11 protein-coding genes and 1 pseudogene are annotated in these 16,449 nt (G+C 64.7%); 6 read left to right on the top strand and 6 right to left on the bottom strand.

Annotated elements, in window-relative coordinates; all coding sequences use genetic code 11:
- Positions 1-52 precede the first annotated feature (52 nt).
- Together DIE17_RS32905 and DIE17_RS32900 are read right to left on the bottom strand one after the other, a co-directional pair.
- Positions 53-1,549 carry an efflux transporter outer membrane subunit gene (locus DIE17_RS32905; RefSeq protein ID WP_124522560.1) on the bottom strand — a complete coding sequence of 499 codons (1,497 nt, stop codon included), beginning with the start codon at positions 1,547-1,549 and terminating at the stop codon, positions 53-55.
- An 87-nt stretch (positions 1,550-1,636) separates the two neighbouring features.
- Positions 1,637-2,128, bottom strand: a complete 492-nt coding sequence (locus DIE17_RS32900; protein ID WP_014897211.1) for a MarR family winged helix-turn-helix transcriptional regulator — start codon at positions 2,126-2,128, stop codon at positions 1,637-1,639.
- Positions 2,129-2,462: 334 nt separating this feature from the next.
- Here DIE17_RS32900 and typA point away from each other — a divergent pair, with 334 nt between their 5' ends.
- The 6 genes from typA (at position 2,463) to DIE17_RS32870 (ending at position 12,147) form a co-directional block, all read left to right on the top strand.
- Positions 2,463-4,289, top strand: a complete 1,827-nt coding sequence (typA, locus tag DIE17_RS32895) for a translational GTPase TypA (RefSeq protein WP_044846027.1) — start codon at positions 2,463-2,465, stop codon at positions 4,287-4,289.
- 316 nt (positions 4,290-4,605) lie between these two features.
- Entirely contained in the window at positions 4,606-7,470 is a 2,865-nt protein-coding gene (locus DIE17_RS32890; RefSeq protein WP_044846026.1) for a 2-oxoglutarate dehydrogenase E1 component, read from the top strand.
- Positions 7,471-7,606: 136 nt separating this feature from the next.
- Entirely contained in the window at positions 7,607-8,884 is a 1,278-nt protein-coding gene (gene odhB / locus DIE17_RS32885; RefSeq protein WP_044846025.1) for a 2-oxoglutarate dehydrogenase complex dihydrolipoyllysine-residue succinyltransferase, read from the top strand.
- Between the two features lie 81 nt (positions 8,885-8,965).
- Positions 8,966-10,396 carry a dihydrolipoyl dehydrogenase gene (lpdA, locus tag DIE17_RS32880; RefSeq protein ID WP_044846024.1) on the top strand — a complete coding sequence of 477 codons (1,431 nt, stop codon included), beginning with the start codon at positions 8,966-8,968 and terminating at the stop codon, positions 10,394-10,396.
- Between the two features lie 98 nt (positions 10,397-10,494).
- Positions 10,495-11,592: a cell division protein ZapE gene (gene zapE, locus DIE17_RS32875; protein ID WP_124488906.1), complete on the top strand. Its 1,098-nt coding sequence runs from the start codon at positions 10,495-10,497 to the stop codon at positions 11,590-11,592.
- A 144-nt stretch (positions 11,593-11,736) separates the two neighbouring features.
- Complete coding sequence (locus DIE17_RS32870) at positions 11,737-12,147, top strand: transposase (RefSeq protein WP_124572950.1); 411 nt, start codon at positions 11,737-11,739, stop codon at positions 12,145-12,147.
- Positions 12,148-12,250: 103 nt separating this feature from the next.
- Here DIE17_RS32870 and DIE17_RS32865 read toward each other — a convergent pair whose 3' ends face one another.
- From DIE17_RS32865 to DIE17_RS32850, 4 genes and pseudogenes are all read right to left on the bottom strand, one after another.
- Positions 12,251-12,712 carry a DUF2147 domain-containing protein gene (locus tag DIE17_RS32865; protein WP_124488928.1) on the bottom strand — a complete coding sequence of 154 codons (462 nt, stop codon included), beginning with the start codon at positions 12,710-12,712 and terminating at the stop codon, positions 12,251-12,253.
- Between the two features lie 166 nt (positions 12,713-12,878).
- On the bottom strand, positions 12,879-14,564 hold the full coding sequence (locus DIE17_RS32860) for a ShlB/FhaC/HecB family hemolysin secretion/activation protein (protein WP_044846020.1): 1,686 nt from the start codon (positions 14,562-14,564) through the stop codon (positions 12,879-12,881).
- A gap of 144 nt (positions 14,565-14,708) precedes the next feature.
- A complete protein-coding gene (locus tag DIE17_RS32855) occupies positions 14,709-16,049 on the bottom strand; it encodes a collagen-like triple helix repeat-containing protein (protein WP_124522564.1) in 1,341 nt (446 codons plus the stop codon).
- 40 nt (positions 16,050-16,089) lie between these two features.
- A pseudogene (locus tag DIE17_RS32850) lies at positions 16,090-16,449 on the bottom strand (collagen-like triple helix repeat-containing lipoprotein); the annotation flags it as partial.

Genomic DNA, 16,449 nt, shown 5'->3' with positions numbered 1-16,449 from the left:
GGCGATTTTCTCCGTCCGTTATTTCGAGTGTCTGCGTAGTGGTGGCGCCGGATCAGTTGGCGGCCTGTCTTGTCTGCTTGTCGGCGTCGGGCGCGGCGAGCCGCGTGCCGGTCGCGTCGAACCCGCCGCCGAGCGCCTTGATCAACGCGAGCTGCATGTCGCGCCGGCGCATCTTCAGGTTGGTCACCGTCTGTTCCGATGCGAGGCGGTTGGTGTCCGCGGTCAGCACCTGGAGCTGCGGCGACAGGCCCGCCTTGTAGCGGATCACGGCGAGGTCGTACGCCCGCGTCGACGCATCGAGCGCACGCTGCGCGTCATCCATCTGGCGATCGACCGCACGGATCGACGCGACCTGCGTCGCGACGTCGTTCAGCGCGCTGATCAGCGTCTGGTTGTAGTTCGCGACCGACAGGTCGAAGTCCGCGTAGCGGCCCTTGAGCTGCGCGCGCAACGCACCGGCATCGAAGATCGGCAGGTGGATGGCCGGCCCGAACTGCGCCTGGCGGCTCGCGAAATTCAGGAATTTGCCCCAGCCGAACGCATCGAAGCCGAAGCCGGCCGCGAGGTTCACGTCGGGGAAGAATTCGGCCTTCGCTTCCTTCACGTCGTGCATCGCGGCCTCGACCTGCCAGCGCGCGGCGACGATGTCGGGACGGCGCGACACGAGGTCGGCCGGCAGGTTGCCGGGCAGTGCGACTTCGCCGGTCGGGTTCATCACCGGCGCGGCGATCTGCAGCCCGCGATCCGGCCCCTTGCCGAGCAGTGCGGCGAGCTGGTAGCGCACGGTCGTGATCTGGCCGTCGAGGTCGGACAGCGATGCCTGGGTCGTCGCGATGTTGCCGCGCGCAGTCTGGCGTTCCACGTTGGTGTCGAGACCGGCCGACACGCGGCCGTCGGTGATCCTGCCGACCGTCTGGCGGTTGGCGATCTCGCGCTGCGCGATGTCGCGCAGCGCATACAGCTGGGCGAGCGAGTTGTAGGTGCGGGCCACCGACGACGCGAGCGTGATGCGCGCCTGTTGCATGTCGGCCTCGGCGGCCTTTTCCTGCGACACGGCGGTGTGCAGGCGCTCGCGGTTCTTGCCCCACAGGTCGAGATCCCACGACGCGCTCGCGAGCGCGTTGTTCTCGCTGTACCACTGGCCGCCGTACGGGGGCGGGAACAGCGCGTTCGACGAATACAGCTCGCGTGTCCACGAGTAGCTGGCTTCGGCTTTCGGCATCAGGTTCGAGCGCGACGACTCGATGTACGACGACGCCTTCGCGATGCGCGCCTGTGCCTGCGCGATCGACGGGTTGCCCTGGAGCGCCTCGTCGATCAGCTTCGGCAACTGCGGATCGCCGAACTGGTTGGCCCAGTCAAGCGCCGGCCACTGGCCGCCCTGGGCCGGCAGGCTCTGGGCGGTTTCGAATTGCGATGCGGGTGCGATCTGCTTGTCGCTCTTGATGCCGATGTAGTTTGCGCAGCCCGCCAGCGCCAGCGCGGCAACCGCGGCGGCGACGGCGGCGCGGCACGACCCGGCGCACACGGACAACGGGGAGGATTTCATCGCGCTGTTCCCTGACTCGGAATGAATGATGGACACTGCAAGGATTTCCTTACATTAATCTGTCAAAAGTAATTGTTATGGCAACTATTACGTGATGCTGCCGCCCGCGGTTTCGCAGTAGTTGCTGAGAATGCGGCGCAGCATGCTCTTCAGGAACCCGACTTCTTCCGGCGTAAATCCGTCCAGCAGCTCGTCGAGCACGCTGCGGAACACCGGCGGCAAACGCTCGGCAAGCGCGCGGCCTTCATCGGTCAGCTCAAGGCGTACGACCCGCCGATCCTCGATGCTGCGCACGCGGGACAGCAGGCCGCGTTTCTCGACGCGATCGAGCAGGCGCGTGACCGCGCTCGCGTCGATCCCGTATTCCCGAGCGAGTTCGGCGGCCGTCGAGCACTTTCCGACGGCGATCATGAACAGCATGCTCGCCTGCGTGCCCGTAATGCCGAGCTCTTCCTGCGTGCGCTGCGTGACGAGGTTGGTCATCACCGACTTCACACGCGACATCAGATAACCGACGCTGTCGTTCATCTGATACGAGGACAGCGGTGAAACGGGCGGTTGGGAAGGAGAATCCGACATAAAACCCTGAAGCTGCAATAGTTGACTAGGCAGCAGTATAGGCGCTATTTGCTTGCCGCGGCAAATATTAATCGAACGGGCGGGCGGGCGCTGCGCGGCCCGAAATTCCCTTGCGGGCGTCAGGGTCTTCGTTCGTGGGCGGTGTGTCGGCAGGCGAAATCGCCCTCTGCGAGGCGAGGGCGGGGCGCATCATCTTTCGCGTTGCAACACACGGTCCGGCTCTCGACATTCTCACGTGCTATAATTTGAGGCTTTCCAAGCTGCAACGCGCGCGCACGTGTCCCGGTGACTGACGAGCGTGCGCGTTTGCGCGTTCAACGATTTCCAGGTTTCTATGACCCGCGCCCTTCGCAATATCGCCATCATCGCTCACGTCGACCACGGCAAGACCACGCTCGTCGACCAACTGCTCCGCCAGTCCGGCACCTTCCGCGAGAACCAGCAGATTGCCGAGCGAGTGATGGACTCGAACGACATCGAAAAAGAGCGCGGGATCACGATTCTCGCGAAGAACTGCGCGGTCGAATACGAAGGCACGCACATCAACATCGTCGACACGCCGGGGCACGCGGACTTCGGTGGCGAGGTGGAGCGTGTGCTGTCGATGGTCGACTCGGTGCTGCTGCTCGTCGACGCGGTCGAGGGCCCGATGCCGCAAACGCGCTTCGTCACGAAGAAGGCGCTGGCGCTCGGCCTGAAGCCGATCGTGGTCGTCAACAAGATCGACCGTCCGGGCGCGCGGATCGACTGGGTCATAAACCAGACCTTCGACCTGTTCGACAAGCTCGGCGCGACCGAAGAGCAGCTCGACTTCCCGATCGTCTACGCATCGGGCCTGAACGGCTATGCGTCGCTCGATCCGGCGACCCGCGAAGGCGACATGCGCCCGCTGTTCGAGGCGATCCTCGCGCACGTGCCGGTTCGCCCGGCCGATCCGGAAGCGCCGCTGCAGCTCCAGATCACGTCGCTCGACTACTCGACGTACGTCGGCCGGATCGGCGTCGGCCGCATCACGCGCGGCCGCATCAAGCCGGGCCAGCCGGTCGTGATGCGCTTCGGTCCGGAAGGCGACGTGCTGAACCGCAAGATCAACCAGGTGCTGTCGTTCAAGGGCCTCGAGCGCGTGCAGGTCGAGTCGGCTGAAGCCGGCGACATCGTGCTGATCAACGGTATTGAAGACGTCGGCATCGGCGCGACGATCTGCGCGGTCGACACGCCGGAAGCGCTGCCGATGATCACGGTCGACGAACCGACGCTGACGATGAACTTCCTCGTCAACTCGTCGCCGCTGGCAGGCCGCGAAGGCAAGTTCGTGACGAGCCGCCAGATCCGCGACCGCCTGATGAAGGAACTGAACCACAACGTCGCGCTGCGCGTGAAGGACACGGGCGACGAAACGGTGTTCGAAGTGTCGGGCCGCGGCGAACTGCACCTGACGATTCTCGTCGAGAACATGCGCCGTGAAGGGTATGAGCTGGCCGTGTCGCGTCCGCGCGTCGTGATGCAGGAAATCGACGGTGTGCGCCACGAGCCGTACGAGCTGCTGACGGTCGACGTCGAAGACGAACACCAGGGCGGCGTGATGGAAGAGCTCGGTCGCCGCAAGGGCGAAATGCTCGACATGGCATCGGACGGCCGTGGCCGCACGCGCCTGGAATACAAGATCTCGGCACGTGGCCTGATCGGCTTCCAGAGCGAATTCCTGACGCTCACGCGCGGCACGGGCCTGATGAGCCACATCTTCGACTCGTACGCACCGGTCAAGGACGGCTCGGTCTTCGAGCGCCGCAACGGCGTGCTGATCTCGCAGGATGACGGCGCCGCGGTCGCCTACGCACTGTGGAAGCTGCAGGATCGCGGCCGCATGTTCGTGAAGCCGGGCGACGCGCTGTATGAGGGCATGATCATCGGCATCCACAGCCGCGACAACGACCTCGTCGTGAACCCGATCAAGGGCAAGCAGCTGACCAACGTGCGCGCGTCGGGCACCGACGAAGCCGTGCGCCTCGTGCCACCGGTCCAGATGTCGCTCGAATACGCGGTCGAATTCATCGACGACGACGAACTCGTGGAAGTGACGCCGCAGTCGATCCGCCTGCGCAAGCGCTTCCTGAAGGAGCACGAGCGTCGCCGCGCGAGCCGCGAAGGCGCGGTCGACTAAGTTCGATCGTTCCCTTGCGTGATGAAAAAGGCTGTCTTCGGGCGGCCTTTTTTGCATCTGCGCGATGCGCAATCGGGCGGGCTGCAAAACACTGTTCCCGCGGGTCGTGGCAATCCGGCAAAACCCCGTCGCGCGGTGCTTTCGGGCACATTTCGTCGTGAACTTCGGTAACGGTTCTGTGATATGCTGCGCGCACGCAAGTTTTAGGTCCTTCCAAGCAAGACTTGATTCGCAATCCGCTAAACGGTCAGGCCGTGTCGCGGAAGGTTGAGTAACCCGCTATTTCTCGAGAAGCTCGAAGAAAGGTGAGCGTAAAATGTCAGATGTAATGAAGCAGTTTCAGCTGAACTCCTATCTGTTCGGCGGCAATGCTTCGTACGTTGAAGAACTGTACGATGCATACCTCAACAATCCGGCATCGGTGCCGGAGAACTGGCGAGAGTATTTCGACGCGCTGCAGAACGTGCCTGCAACCGACGGCTCGAATGCCAATGACGTCGCTCATTTTCCGATCGTCGAATCGTTCGCCGAGCGCGCGAAGGCCAATGCCTTCATCCCGCGCGAAAGCACCAGCAATCTGGCGACCGCGCGCAAGCAGGTCCACGTCCAGTCCCTCATCAGCGCATATCGCTTCCTCGGCTCGCAATGGGCCAATCTGGATCCGCTGAAGCGTCGCGAACGTCCCGCCATTCCCGAACTCGAACCCGCGTTCTACGACTTCTCCGAAGGCGACCTCGACCAGACGTACAGCGCAAGCAACCTGTATTTCGGCTTCGACCAGGCTTCGCTGCGCGACATCGTCAAGGGCCTGCGTGACACGTATTGCGGCACGATCGGCGCCGAATACATGTACATCAGCGATCCGGAGCAGAAGCGCTGGTGGCAGGAGCGCCTGGAATCGACCCGCGCGACGCCGTCCTTCTCGATCGACAAGAAGAAGCACATCCTGAATCGCCTGACGGCAGCGGAAGGCCTCGAGCGCTATCTGCACACCAAGTACGTCGGCCAGAAGCGCTTCTCGCTCGAAGGCGGCGAAAGCTTCATCGCGGCGATGGACGAAGTCGTCCAGCACGCGGGCAAGCGCGGCGTGCAGGAAATCATCATCGGCATGGCCCACCGCGGCCGTCTGAACGTGCTGGTCAACACGCTGGGCAAGATGCCGGCCGACCTGTTCGCCGAATTCGAAGGCAAGCACGTCGACGACCTGCCGGCCGGTGACGTGAAGTACCACAAGGGCTTCTCGTCGGACGTGTCGACCGAAGGCGGTCCGGTCCACCTGTCGCTCGCGTTCAACCCGTCGCACCTCGAAATCGTGAACCCGGTGGTCGAAGGTTCCGCGAAGGCGCGGATGGACCGTCGCGGCGACGAAGACGGCCTGCAAGTGCTGCCGGTGCAGATCCACGGCGACGCGGCCTTCGCCGGCCAGGGCGTCGTGATGGAAACGCTGAACCTCGCGCAGACGCGCGGTTACGGCACGCACGGCACGCTGCACATCGTCATCAACAACCAGATCGGCTTCACGACGTCGGACCCGCGTGATGCGCGCTCGACGCTGTACTGTACCGACGTGGTCAAGATGATCGAAGCGCCGGTGCTGCACGTGAACGGTGACGATCCGGAAGCCGTCGTGCTCGCGATCCAGATCGCGATCGACTACCGGATGCAGTTCCACAAGGATGTCGTGATCGACATCGTCTGCTTCCGCAAGCTGGGTCACAACGAGCAGGACACGCCGGCGGTCACGCAGCCGCTGATGTACAAGAAGATCGCGCAGCACCCGGGCACCCGTGCGCTGTATGCCGAGAAGCTCGTGCAGCAGGGCGTGATCACCGCGGAAGACGCCGACAACTACGTGAAGGCGTACCGCAAGGCGATGGACGACGGCCACCACACCGTCGATCCGGTCCTGTCGAACTACAAGAGCAAGTACGCGGTCGACTGGGTTCCGTTCCTGAACCGCAAGTGGACGGACGCAGCCGACACGGCCGTGCCGCTCGCCGAACTGAAGCGCCTGGGCGAACGCATCACGACGGTCCCGGAAAACTTCAAGGTTCACCCGCTCGTCGAGCGCGTGATCAACGACCGCCGCAACATGGCGCGCGGCGACCAGCCGCTTGACTGGGGCATGGGCGAACACCTCGCGTTCGCGTCGCTCGTCGCATCGGGCTACTCGGTGCGCCTGACGGGCCAGGACTCGGGCCGCGGCACGTTCACGCACCGTCACGCGGTGCTGCACGACCAGAACCGCGAGCGCTGGAACGACGGCACGTACGTGCCGCTGCAGAACATCGCCGACGGTCAGGCGAAGTTCACGGTGATCGACTCGGTGCTGTCCGAAGAAGCTGTGCTGGGCTTCGAATACGGTTACTCGACCGCCGAGCCGAACACGCTCGTGCTGTGGGAAGCGCAGTTCGGCGACTTCGTCAACGGCGCGCAGGTCGTGATCGACCAGTTCATCTCGTCGGGCGAAGTGAAGTGGGGCCGCGTGTCGGGTCTCACGATGCTGCTGCCGCACGGCTACGAAGGCCAGGGTCCGGAACACTCGTCGACGCGTATCGAGCGTTTCCTGCAACTGTGTGCCGATCACAACATGCAGGTCGTCCAGCCGACGACGCCGGCGCAGATTTTCCACCTGCTGCGTCGCCAGATGATCCGCCTGTTCCGCAAGCCGCTGATCGTCGCCACGCCGAAGTCGCTGCTGCGCCACAAGGAAGCGGTGTCGGACCTGTCGGAACTCGCGAAGGGTTCGTTCCAGCCGGTGCTGGGCGAAACCGACGGCGGCATCGACGCGAAGAAGGTCAAGCGCGTGCTGGCTTGCTCGGGCCGCGTGTACTACGACCTCGTCGCGCATCGCCGCGAAGCGAAGGCGAACGACGTCGCGATCATCCGTATCGAGCAGCTGTATCCGTTCGCGCACAAGCAGTTCGAAGCCGAAATGAAGAAGTACGAGAACGCGACTGAAGTGGTCTGGGTGCAGGACGAGCCGCAGAACCAGGGTCCCTGGTTCTACGTCGAGCACCACCTGAAGGAAGGCATGAAGGAAGGGCAGAAGCTGGCATACAGCGGCCGTCCGGCTTCGGCCTCGCCGGCGGTTGGCTACTACGCGAAGCACTACGAGCAGCAGAAGGCCCTCATCGAAGGTGCATTCGGCCGCCTGAAGAGCGCATCGATCGCGAAATAACCGACGTCAAGCGAAACGGGAAGGCGCACTGCGCTTTCCCGTCTCTTTTGGCCTGCCGGGCGCGTCGCGCGCCGCACCGGCCGAAGGAATCGCACGAACCTCGTCATACCCCAGATTAAGCATCCAGGAAAATCACATGGCTATCGTAGAAGTCAAAGTCCCCCAGCTTTCGGAGTCGGTTTCGGAAGCCACCATGCTGCAGTGGAAGAAGAAGCCGGGCGAAGCAGTCGCGCAGGACGAAATCCTGATCGAACTCGAGACCGACAAGGTCGTGCTCGAAGTGCCGGCACCGGCCGCGGGCGTGCTCGCGCAAGTGCTGCAGAACGACGGTGACACCGTGGTCGCCGACCAGATCATCGCGACGATCGACACCGAAGCGAAGGCAGGTGCTGCCGAAGCAGCGGCAGGCGCCGCCGAAGTGAAGCCGGCGGCAGCCCCTGCTGCAGCCGCACCGGCAGCACAGCCGGCCGTCGCGACCGCGTCGAGTTCGGCCGCCGCATCGCCGGCCGCAGCGAAGCTGCTGGCCGAGAAGGGCCTGTCGGCAGGCGACGTCGCAGGTTCGGGCCGTGACGGCCGTGTCACGAAGGGCGACGCGCTGGCCGCAGGCAGCGCACCGAAGGCTGCTCCGGCCGCCGCACCGGCGAAGGCCGCTGCTGCGAAGCCGGCGCTGCCGGAAGTGAAGGTGCCGGCATCGGCAGCGACGTGGCTGAACGATCGTCCGGAACAGCGCGTGCCGATGTCGCGCCTGCGTGCGCGTATCGCCGAGCGTCTGCTCGAGTCGCAGCAGACCAACGCGATCCTGACGACGTTCAACGAAGTGAACATGGCTCCGGTCATGGAACTGCGCAACAAGTACAAGGACAAGTTCGAGAAGGAACATGGCGTGAAGCTCGGCTTCATGTCGTTCTTCGTGAAGGCGGCCGTGCACGCGCTGAAGAAGTTCCCGCTGGTGAACGCGTCGATCGACGGTAACGACATCGTCTACCACGGCTACTTCGACATCGGTATCGCGGTCGGTTCGCCGCGCGGCCTGGTCGTGCCGATCCTGCGCAACGCCGATCAGCTGAGCCTCGCCGAGATCGAGAAGAAGATCGCCGAATTCGGCCAGAAGGCGAAGGACGGCAAGCTGTCGATCGAGGAAATGACGGGCGGTACGTTCTCGATCTCGAACGGCGGCGTGTTCGGGTCGATGCTGTCGACCCCGATCATCAACCCGCCGCAATCGGCCATCCTCGGCGTGCACGCGACGAAGGAACGCCCGGTTGTCGAAAACGGCCAGATCGTGATCCGTCCGATCAACTACCTGGCCCTGTCGTACGACCACCGCATCATCGACGGCCGCGAAGCAGTCCTGTCGCTCGTCGCGATGAAGGATGCGCTGGAAGATCCGGCACGCCTGCTGCTCGACCTGTAAGCCGAGTCTCACTGCATTGACCCGCCCCGCACGCTCGCGCACTTGCGCGAGCGTGCGGGCGTACAAGTAGAAAGGATTGTCATGTCCAAGGAATTTGACGTCGTCGTGATCGGCGCCGGCCCCGGCGGCTACATCGCCGCGATTCGCGCCGCGCAGCTCGGCAAGACCGTTGCCTGTATCGAGAAATGGAAGAACCCGGCCGGCGCGCTGAAGCTCGGCGGTACCTGCCTGAACGTCGGCTGCATCCCGTCGAAGGCACTGCTCGCCTCGTCGGAAGAGTTCGAGAACACGTCGCATCACTTGGCCGACCACGGCATCACGGTCGACGGCGTGAAGATCGACGTCGCGAAGATGCTCGGCCGCAAGGATGCGATCGTCGAGAAGATGACGAGCGGGATCGAGTTCCTGTTCAAGAAGAACAAGATCACCTGGCTGAAGGGCCATGGCAAGTTCACCGGCAAGACCGATGCCGGCGTGCAGATCGAAGTGAGCGGCGAGGGTGAAACCGAAGTCGTCACCGCGAAGAACGTGATCATCGCGACGGGCTCGAAGGCGCGTCACCTGCCGGGTATCCCGGTCGACAACAAGATCGTGTCGGACAACGAAGGTGCGCTGACGTTCGACTCGGTGCCGAAGAAGCTCGCCGTGATCGGCGCAGGCGTGATCGGCCTCGAGCTCGGCTCGGTGTGGCGTCGCCTGGGTGCCGAAGTGACGGTGCTCGAAGCGCTGCCGGCATTCCTCGGTGCAGCCGACGAAGCGCTCGCGAAGGAAGCGGCCAAGCTGTTCAAGAAGCAGGGCCTCGACATCCATCTCGGCGTGAAGATCGGCGAAGTGAAGACGACCGCCGACGGCGTGTCGATCGCTTACACGGACAAGGACGGCAACGCGCAGACGCTCGACGCCGACCGCCTGATCGTGTCGGTCGGCCGTGTGCCGAACACCGACAACCTCGGCCTCGAGGCAATCGGCCTGAAGGCGAACGAGCGTGGCTTCATCGACGTGGACGACCACTGCCGTACCGCGGTGCCGAACGTCTACGCGATCGGCGACGTGGTGCGCGGCCCGATGCTCGCGCACAAGGCGGAAGACGAAGGCGTGCTGGTCGCGGAAGTGATCGACGGCCAGAAGCCGCACATCGACTACAACTGCATTCCGTGGGTGATCTACACGTACCCGGAAATCGCATGGGTCGGCAAGACGGAACAGCAGCTGAAGGCCGAAGGCCGCGAGATCAAGTCGGGCAAGTTCCCGTTCTCGATCAACGGCCGCGCGCTCGGCATGAACGCGCCGGACGGTTTCGTGAAGATGATCGCGGACGCGAAGACCGACGAACTGCTCGGCGTGCACGTGATCGCCGCGAACGCGTCGGACCTGATTGCGGAAGCCGTGGTGGCGATGGAGTTCAAGGCGGCGTCGGAAGACATCGCCCGCATCTGCCATCCGCACCCGTCGATGTCGGAAGTGATGCGCGAAGCGGCGCTCGCCGTCGACAAGCGCTCGCTGAACAGCTGAGCGCGGTATAGCGCCGGCCGGCCATTGGCCGGTGCAGCCGTCTCATGACGAAGGCGGGCGGGGTTTCCCGCTCGCCTTCGTTCTTTCCGGTTTGCCCGATGAACGTCACCGAATACTACACGCGCGAACTGACCACGCGCGGCTATCAGTCCGATCCCGCCCAGCGCGCGGCCGTCGATCGCCTGCAGCGCTGTTTCGACGAGTGGGTCGAGTACAAGGCGCGTCGCTCGAACGCGTTCAAGAAGCTCATCAATCATCCGGACCTCCCGCGCGGCGTCTACATGTGGGGCGGCGTCGGCCGCGGCAAGAGCTTCCTGATGGACAGCTTCTATGCGGTGGTGCCCGTGCAGCGCAAGACGCGCCTGCATTTCCACGAATTCATGCGTGAAGTCCACCGCGAACTCGAGGAGCTGAAAGGGCAGGCCGATCCGCTCGACGAACTCGCGCGGCGCATCGCGAAGCGCTACCGGCTGATCTGTTTCGACGAATTCCACGTGTCGGACATCGCGGACGCGATGATCCTGTACCGGCTGCTCGATCGCCTCTTCAACAACGGCGTGCAGTTCGTGATGACATCCAACTACGATCCCGACGATCTGTATCCCGATGGCCTGCATCGCGACCGCATGCTGCCGGCGATCGCGCTGATCAAGCAAAAGCTCGACGTGTTGAACGTCGACGCGGGCGTCGACTATCGTCAGCGCACGCTGGCGCAGGTGCAGATGTACCACACGCCGCTCGGCGCGGACGCCGATCGCGAACTGCGTCATGCGTTCGCGAAGCTCGCCGCGGTGCCGGACGAAAGCCCGCTCCTGCATATCGAGAAGCGCGAGTTGAAGGCGCTGCGCAAGGCCGACGGGGTCGTCTGGTTCGACTTCGCGACGCTGTGCGGCGGCCCGCGTTCACAGAACGACTATCTCGAGCTTGCCAGCCGCTTCCATGCGATCGTGCTGTCGGAAGTGCCGCAGATGTCGCCGCGGATGGCGTCCGAGGCGCGACGCTTCACCTGGCTCATCGACGTGCTGTACGACCACAAGGTCAAGCTGCTGATGTCCGCGGCGGTGCCGGCGGAGCAGTTGTACGTCGAAGGGCCGATGGCGAACGAGTTCACGCGCACGGTGTCGCGGATCGTCGAGATGCAGTCGAAGGAATACCTCGAAACGCCGCGTCGCATCGTCGATACTTCGCTGACCTGATCGCGGTTGCCGGCGAGCGGCGGGCTTCAAAGGTCAATTCCGGTCAAATTCCCGCAATCTCCGGGTATTTTCGGACTTGTCTTATGTTCACGGTCGAGGTCAGCCGATATCGTTGTGTCATGGTTCCCAAGGCTGGAGATATCCATGACACCGTACCGCGATCTGACCGACCATGAGTGGCGCTGCGTCGCGCCGTTTTTTCCCGAAATGCAGCCGCGCACCGAGTTGCGCGGCCGACCACTGGCCAATACACGCGCCGTCCTAAACGGCGTGCTGTGGGTCATTTATAGCGGCGCGACCTGGTCCGCGATGCCGCGTCGTTACCCCTCGTACCAAACCTGCCACCGCCGTTTCAAGGTCTGGCACGAGACCGGCACGCTGCGGCAGGTGATGCATGCGTTATATGGCGACGCAGGCGCGAATCTGTGCGACCAGCTGGCCACGCGGATGCGCAAGCACGCGCAATCGAAGGCGGCAGCTGTGCGCAGTGCCGTGGCGCCGGTCTATCGCGCACCGCGCAGCTACACGGCGGATGCGCTGAAGCGCGCAGCGTGATGTCGATCGGTTTCATGCACGTCGGCGTCAAAACAAAATCGGCCTGACGACGTCGTCGCAGGCCGATTTTTTTATCGCGTCGAGCGTGTCGACGCGCGTTGCGTCATTGTGCGCGAACCCAGGTCTGCGACCGGCCGAGCAGCGATACGCCGATATAGCCGCGCACGACGAGCTTCTGGCCGCCGTCTTCGAGCGACATCTTGCACTTGTAGACCTTGCCGTTCTCCGGGTCGAGAATGTTGCCGCCGTCCCAGTGATCGCCGTCCTTCTTCATCGCCTTGATGATCGTCATGCCCTTGATGAGCTGATCTTTGCGCTCGTCCGTGCATGCGGTGCAGCGGCGATCGGGCGTGTCATTGGCGCCGAGGCCCTTGACGACTTTGCCCGACAGCGAGCCTTCGCCGTCGTCGGCGATCTGTACGAGCGCCTTCGGCTGATGCGTGTTGTCGTCGATCGTCTGCCACATGCCGACGGGGCTGTCGGCCTGGGCGAAGGTTGGGGCGGCGCAAGCGAGCAGGGCGCTTGCGACGGCCAGCGCGCGCAACGGGCGGGTCAGTTGAATCATCGTCTTCCTCCTTGTTTCATGTCGTGTTCGATGTGCCCGCACGACCGTCTGCATGGGGCGGTGGCATGTTGCGAGCTTTGCCAGAATACGTGAAACCGCACGCCGCGTTTGATAGAGGGGGTTCTAATCCAAACGGCCCGCGAGACGCAGGCTGTTTGGTGACCGATCAGTTGAGCTGATACGAGAACGCGGCATTCACGCGCGGGCTGCGCGATGCGCTTTCAACCGGTGCATCGCCGACCGGCTTCGCGATGTTCAGGTCGAGACTGTAGTAGCGGCTGTCGGTAAACCGCACGCCGATACCGACCGACGACAGGCGGCTCGGCGACGGCGTGCCGGTATGCAGATACACGCGCGCCATGTCGTACGCGATGTACGGCGTGATCGATTTCATGTACGTCCAGCCCGGCGTGAACCCACGGTTGACCTCCAGCGACATTCCCCAGCCCGAATCGCCCGACGTTTCGCCGGGCTGGTAGCCGAGGGCATAGCGTGTCGAACCGAACGAGATCTGCTCCGACGTCGGCAGCGAGTCGGGGCTGTACTGGCCGGTCAGCGAGACCGACGTGCCGATCTTGAACGGCCATTCGTTGGTCTGCGTGAAGGTCGCGCCGGTGCGCACGAACGTCAGCGAGATCGGGCTGTCCACCGACGTCGTGTTCGAGCCGATCGTGATGTCCTGCGATTTCGACGCGCCGAGAATGTTGAAGCCCTTCGCGACGTTCACGCTCAGCTTCTGTACCTGCTTGGCCGATACGCTCGTATAGTCGAGCTGCATCTGCAGCACGCGGACCTGCGAGCGTGTATCGATGCTGTTGCCGCTGATCTTGTTCTGGTAGCGGTCTTCGTTGTGCGACGCATAGCCCGACACGGTGCCGAGCAGGCTGCGCTGGTTGTTCAGCAGCAACGGATAGGATGCCGAAAGACCGAGCTTCTCGTTCTTGACGGTGCGCTCGACGGTCGACGGCAGGCCCGGGTTGTCGGTCGGCTTGCCGCGATACGTGCTGGCGTCGAGGCGCGTGACCAGGCCGCTGCTGCCGACCGGCACGGCACCGCTGAATGCGACGTAGGTCTGCTTGTCGCGTCCGGGTGGCACCAGCGCGGAAATGCTCAATTGCTCGCCGAACGACGTGAGGCCGTTCTCCGTTGCGGTGATGAGCCCCTGCACGCCCGGGTGATTGAAATCGATGCCGGTGCTGATGTTGAATGCCTTGCGGTCGACGGCCAGTTCGAGCGTCGTTGCGCCGTCGGTCGTCTGCGGCGGCGGCACATTGGCCTTCACCGACACGCCGGGCAGGAGACCGAACGTGTTCACGTAGCGTTCGAACGTCGCGCGGCGCAGCGGGCGATCGGCCGTGATGTGCGCGGCGATCGCGCGGATCTTCGATTCCATCGCGCCGGGCTTGCCGGTCACCTTGACGTCCGACACATAGCCTTCGACGACCGTGACGCGCACGACGCCGTTCTCGAACGTCTGCGCGGGAATGAACGCGAACGACAGCGCATAGCCGCGATCCTGGTACAGCTTGGTCACGCCGTTGGCGGTTTCGATCAGCTCGCCGATCGTGATGTCCTTGCCGACGAGGGGCGTGAAGCGACGTGAGATCTCGTCGAACGGTACCGACTTCACGCCTTCGACCTGGAACGTCGTCGGCGTCAGGTGCCGCGACAGCAGTTCCTGCAGTTGCGGTGCCTGCGGCGCGACCTGCACGGTGACGCTCGGGCCTTTCTGTGGTGCGTTGATCTGGGGGAGGGAATCGAGCGGGTTACCTGCCGCGCGCGTTTGTGCATGCGCCGTGCCTGCTGCCGCGATAGCGAGCAGCATCATCCATCTGTCGAGTCTGGATTTCATTGTTCTTCCTCGTAGGCCTTGCTTTTCATCTTCTTTCTAATGCGGGCGCGCGACACCAGGGTGTCGCGCGCCGCGTGCCGCATTGCCGGTTGTATTGGTACGGCCGCGCCTCCTGCTCCGGCTGCAAAGGCGCGATCGTCCTCCTTACTTGCCGACGCTACCCAGCGTGCCCAGCAGCCCCGTGACCGGTGCCAGCAGACCCGTCGAACTGCCCGACGATGCCGCACCCGTCACGCTGCCGACCAGCGACGTGACTGGTGCGAGCGGGCTCGACGAACCCCCGGTTCCCGCTGCACCGCCGACTGTTCCGGTGACAGTATTCAGCAAACCGGTGACTGGCGCGAGAGGGTTTGCCCCGCCTGCACCACCCGTTGCGCCGCCCAGCGTGCCCGTGACCGTCGACACGAGGCCCGTGACGGGCGCGAGCGGATTGCTGCCCGAGCTGCCCGTTGCGCCGCCGACCGCACCCGTGAGCGAACCGAGCGGCGTCGAGCCGAGGCCGGACAGCAGGCCGCCGAGCGGGTTCGTCGAGCCGGAACCCGACGACGTGCCGTTCTGGACCGTAGCCGTCGAGCCGCCGACGAGGCTGGTGAGCAGGCCGGGGATCGGTGCCGCGCCGTTCGGACCGTTCGGGTTCACGAGGCCGCCCGCGTTGGTCACGGTGTTGCCGACCGCGGTGACGAGCTGGCCGACGTCGCCGACGAGCGGCTGGTTAGACGTGCTTGCGACCTTCGTGCCCGCCGAGCTGATTGCACCGCCGACCTGACCGAGCAGGCCCGACACGGGCTGCCCGAGGCCGGTGGTCGTGCCGACCTGTTGCGTGACCTGGCCTGCGGTGATCACCAGCGGCGTGATCGCCGAGCTGAGCGGTTGCGTAACCTGCTGCACGGCACCCGACGACAGCGTCGAACCGATCGTCGTGCCGGCTGCCGACAGGCCGTTGGCAACCGTGTCGAGCACGGTTCCGACCGGCGTCGTGACAGGGGCGAGCGGCGCGAGCGGACCCGTGCCGAGCGCCTTGACCGTCGAACTCAGTCCGGACACGGTGTTGCTCGTCGCGCCCACGACGTTCCCGAGGCCGGCGACCGTCGTGCCGACGGGATCCTTGATCGAGCCGGTCTGTCCCAGCCCGTTGCTCAACGCATCGGCAGCCGCGTTGATGATCGTGCCGGTGCTCGAGACGGTGCTGCCGACACCCTTCGTCACGCCGTCGCCGAGGCCGGGCACGCTGATGTTGCCGACCGTGCTGCCGAGGTCGGTTGCCGTCTGGCCTATCGTGCTGACAGCGCCCTTGGTGCCGGTGGACGAGCCGCTGGTGCCGCTCGTACCACTGGTGCCGCTGCTGCTGCCGGCATTGCTGCTCGTCGGCGGCGTGCTGACGCTGTTGCCGCCGCAGGCGGCCAGCAGGCACGCTGCGGCGAAAGCGGTGAGGGGCGCGCGCCATTGGCGCAGGGCGGCCGTCGTGATGGAACGTTGCTGGGACATGATGGACTCCTCGCTGTCTTGTCGATGAATGGATGTTCGATTACTTGCCGTGCGTGCCGCCGAGCAGGCCGCCGAGCAGCGACGTGACAGGCGCGAGCGGGTTCGAGCCCGAGCCCGAATTCGTGACGGCGCCCGTGGTGCCGCTCAGTGCCGGGGCACCGACCGTGCTGGTGACCGCGGACACGGCGCCCGTCACGGGAGCGAGCGGGTTGCTGCCGCCCGCGCCGCCCGTTGCGCCGCCGAGCGCGCCGGTAACCGTGGAGACGAGGCCGGTGACCGGAGCGAGCGGACCGCCGCTCGTGCCACCCGTTGCGCCGCCGAGCGCGCCGGTGACGGTGGAGACGAGGCCGGTGACCGGAGCGAGCGGACCGCCGCTCGTGCCACCCGTTGCGCCGCCGAG

This window comes from Burkholderia sp. Bp9099 (genome assembly GCF_003857805.1).
In the GTDB taxonomy this organism is placed as follows: Bacteria; Pseudomonadota; Gammaproteobacteria; order Burkholderiales; family Burkholderiaceae; genus Burkholderia.
Note: the sequence above shows the minus strand (reverse complement) of the source record. Positions and strands in the feature narration are given on the sequence as shown.

Bases quoted from the DNA above. Each gene is read 5' to 3' on its own strand.
- DIE17_RS32890 (WP_044846026.1), top strand. From the start codon at position 4,606: ATGTCAGATGTAATGAAGCAGTTTCAGCTGAACTCCTATCTGTTCGGC.
- odhB (WP_044846025.1), top strand. From the start codon at position 7,607: ATGGCTATCGTAGAAGTCAAAGTCCCCCAGCTTTCGGAGTCGGTTTCG.
- DIE17_RS32870 (WP_124572950.1), top strand. From the start codon at position 11,737: ATGACACCGTACCGCGATCTGACCGACCATGAGTGGCGCTGCGTCGCG.
- zapE (WP_124488906.1), top strand. From the start codon at position 10,495: ATGAACGTCACCGAATACTACACGCGCGAACTGACCACGCGCGGCTAT.
- DIE17_RS32900 (WP_014897211.1), bottom strand. From the start codon at position 2,128: ATGTCGGATTCTCCTTCCCAACCGCCCGTTTCACCGCTGTCCTCGTAT.
- DIE17_RS32855 (WP_124522564.1), bottom strand. From the start codon at position 16,049: ATGTCCCAGCAACGTTCCATCACGACGGCCGCCCTGCGCCAATGGCGC.
- lpdA (WP_044846024.1), top strand. From the start codon at position 8,966: ATGTCCAAGGAATTTGACGTCGTCGTGATCGGCGCCGGCCCCGGCGGC.
- DIE17_RS32860 (WP_044846020.1), bottom strand. From the start codon at position 14,564: ATGAAATCCAGACTCGACAGATGGATGATGCTGCTCGCTATCGCGGCA.
- DIE17_RS32865 (WP_124488928.1), bottom strand. From the start codon at position 12,712: ATGATTCAACTGACCCGCCCGTTGCGCGCGCTGGCCGTCGCAAGCGCC.
- typA (WP_044846027.1), top strand. From the start codon at position 2,463: ATGACCCGCGCCCTTCGCAATATCGCCATCATCGCTCACGTCGACCAC.
- DIE17_RS32905 (WP_124522560.1), bottom strand. From the start codon at position 1,549: ATGAAATCCTCCCCGTTGTCCGTGTGCGCCGGGTCGTGCCGCGCCGCC.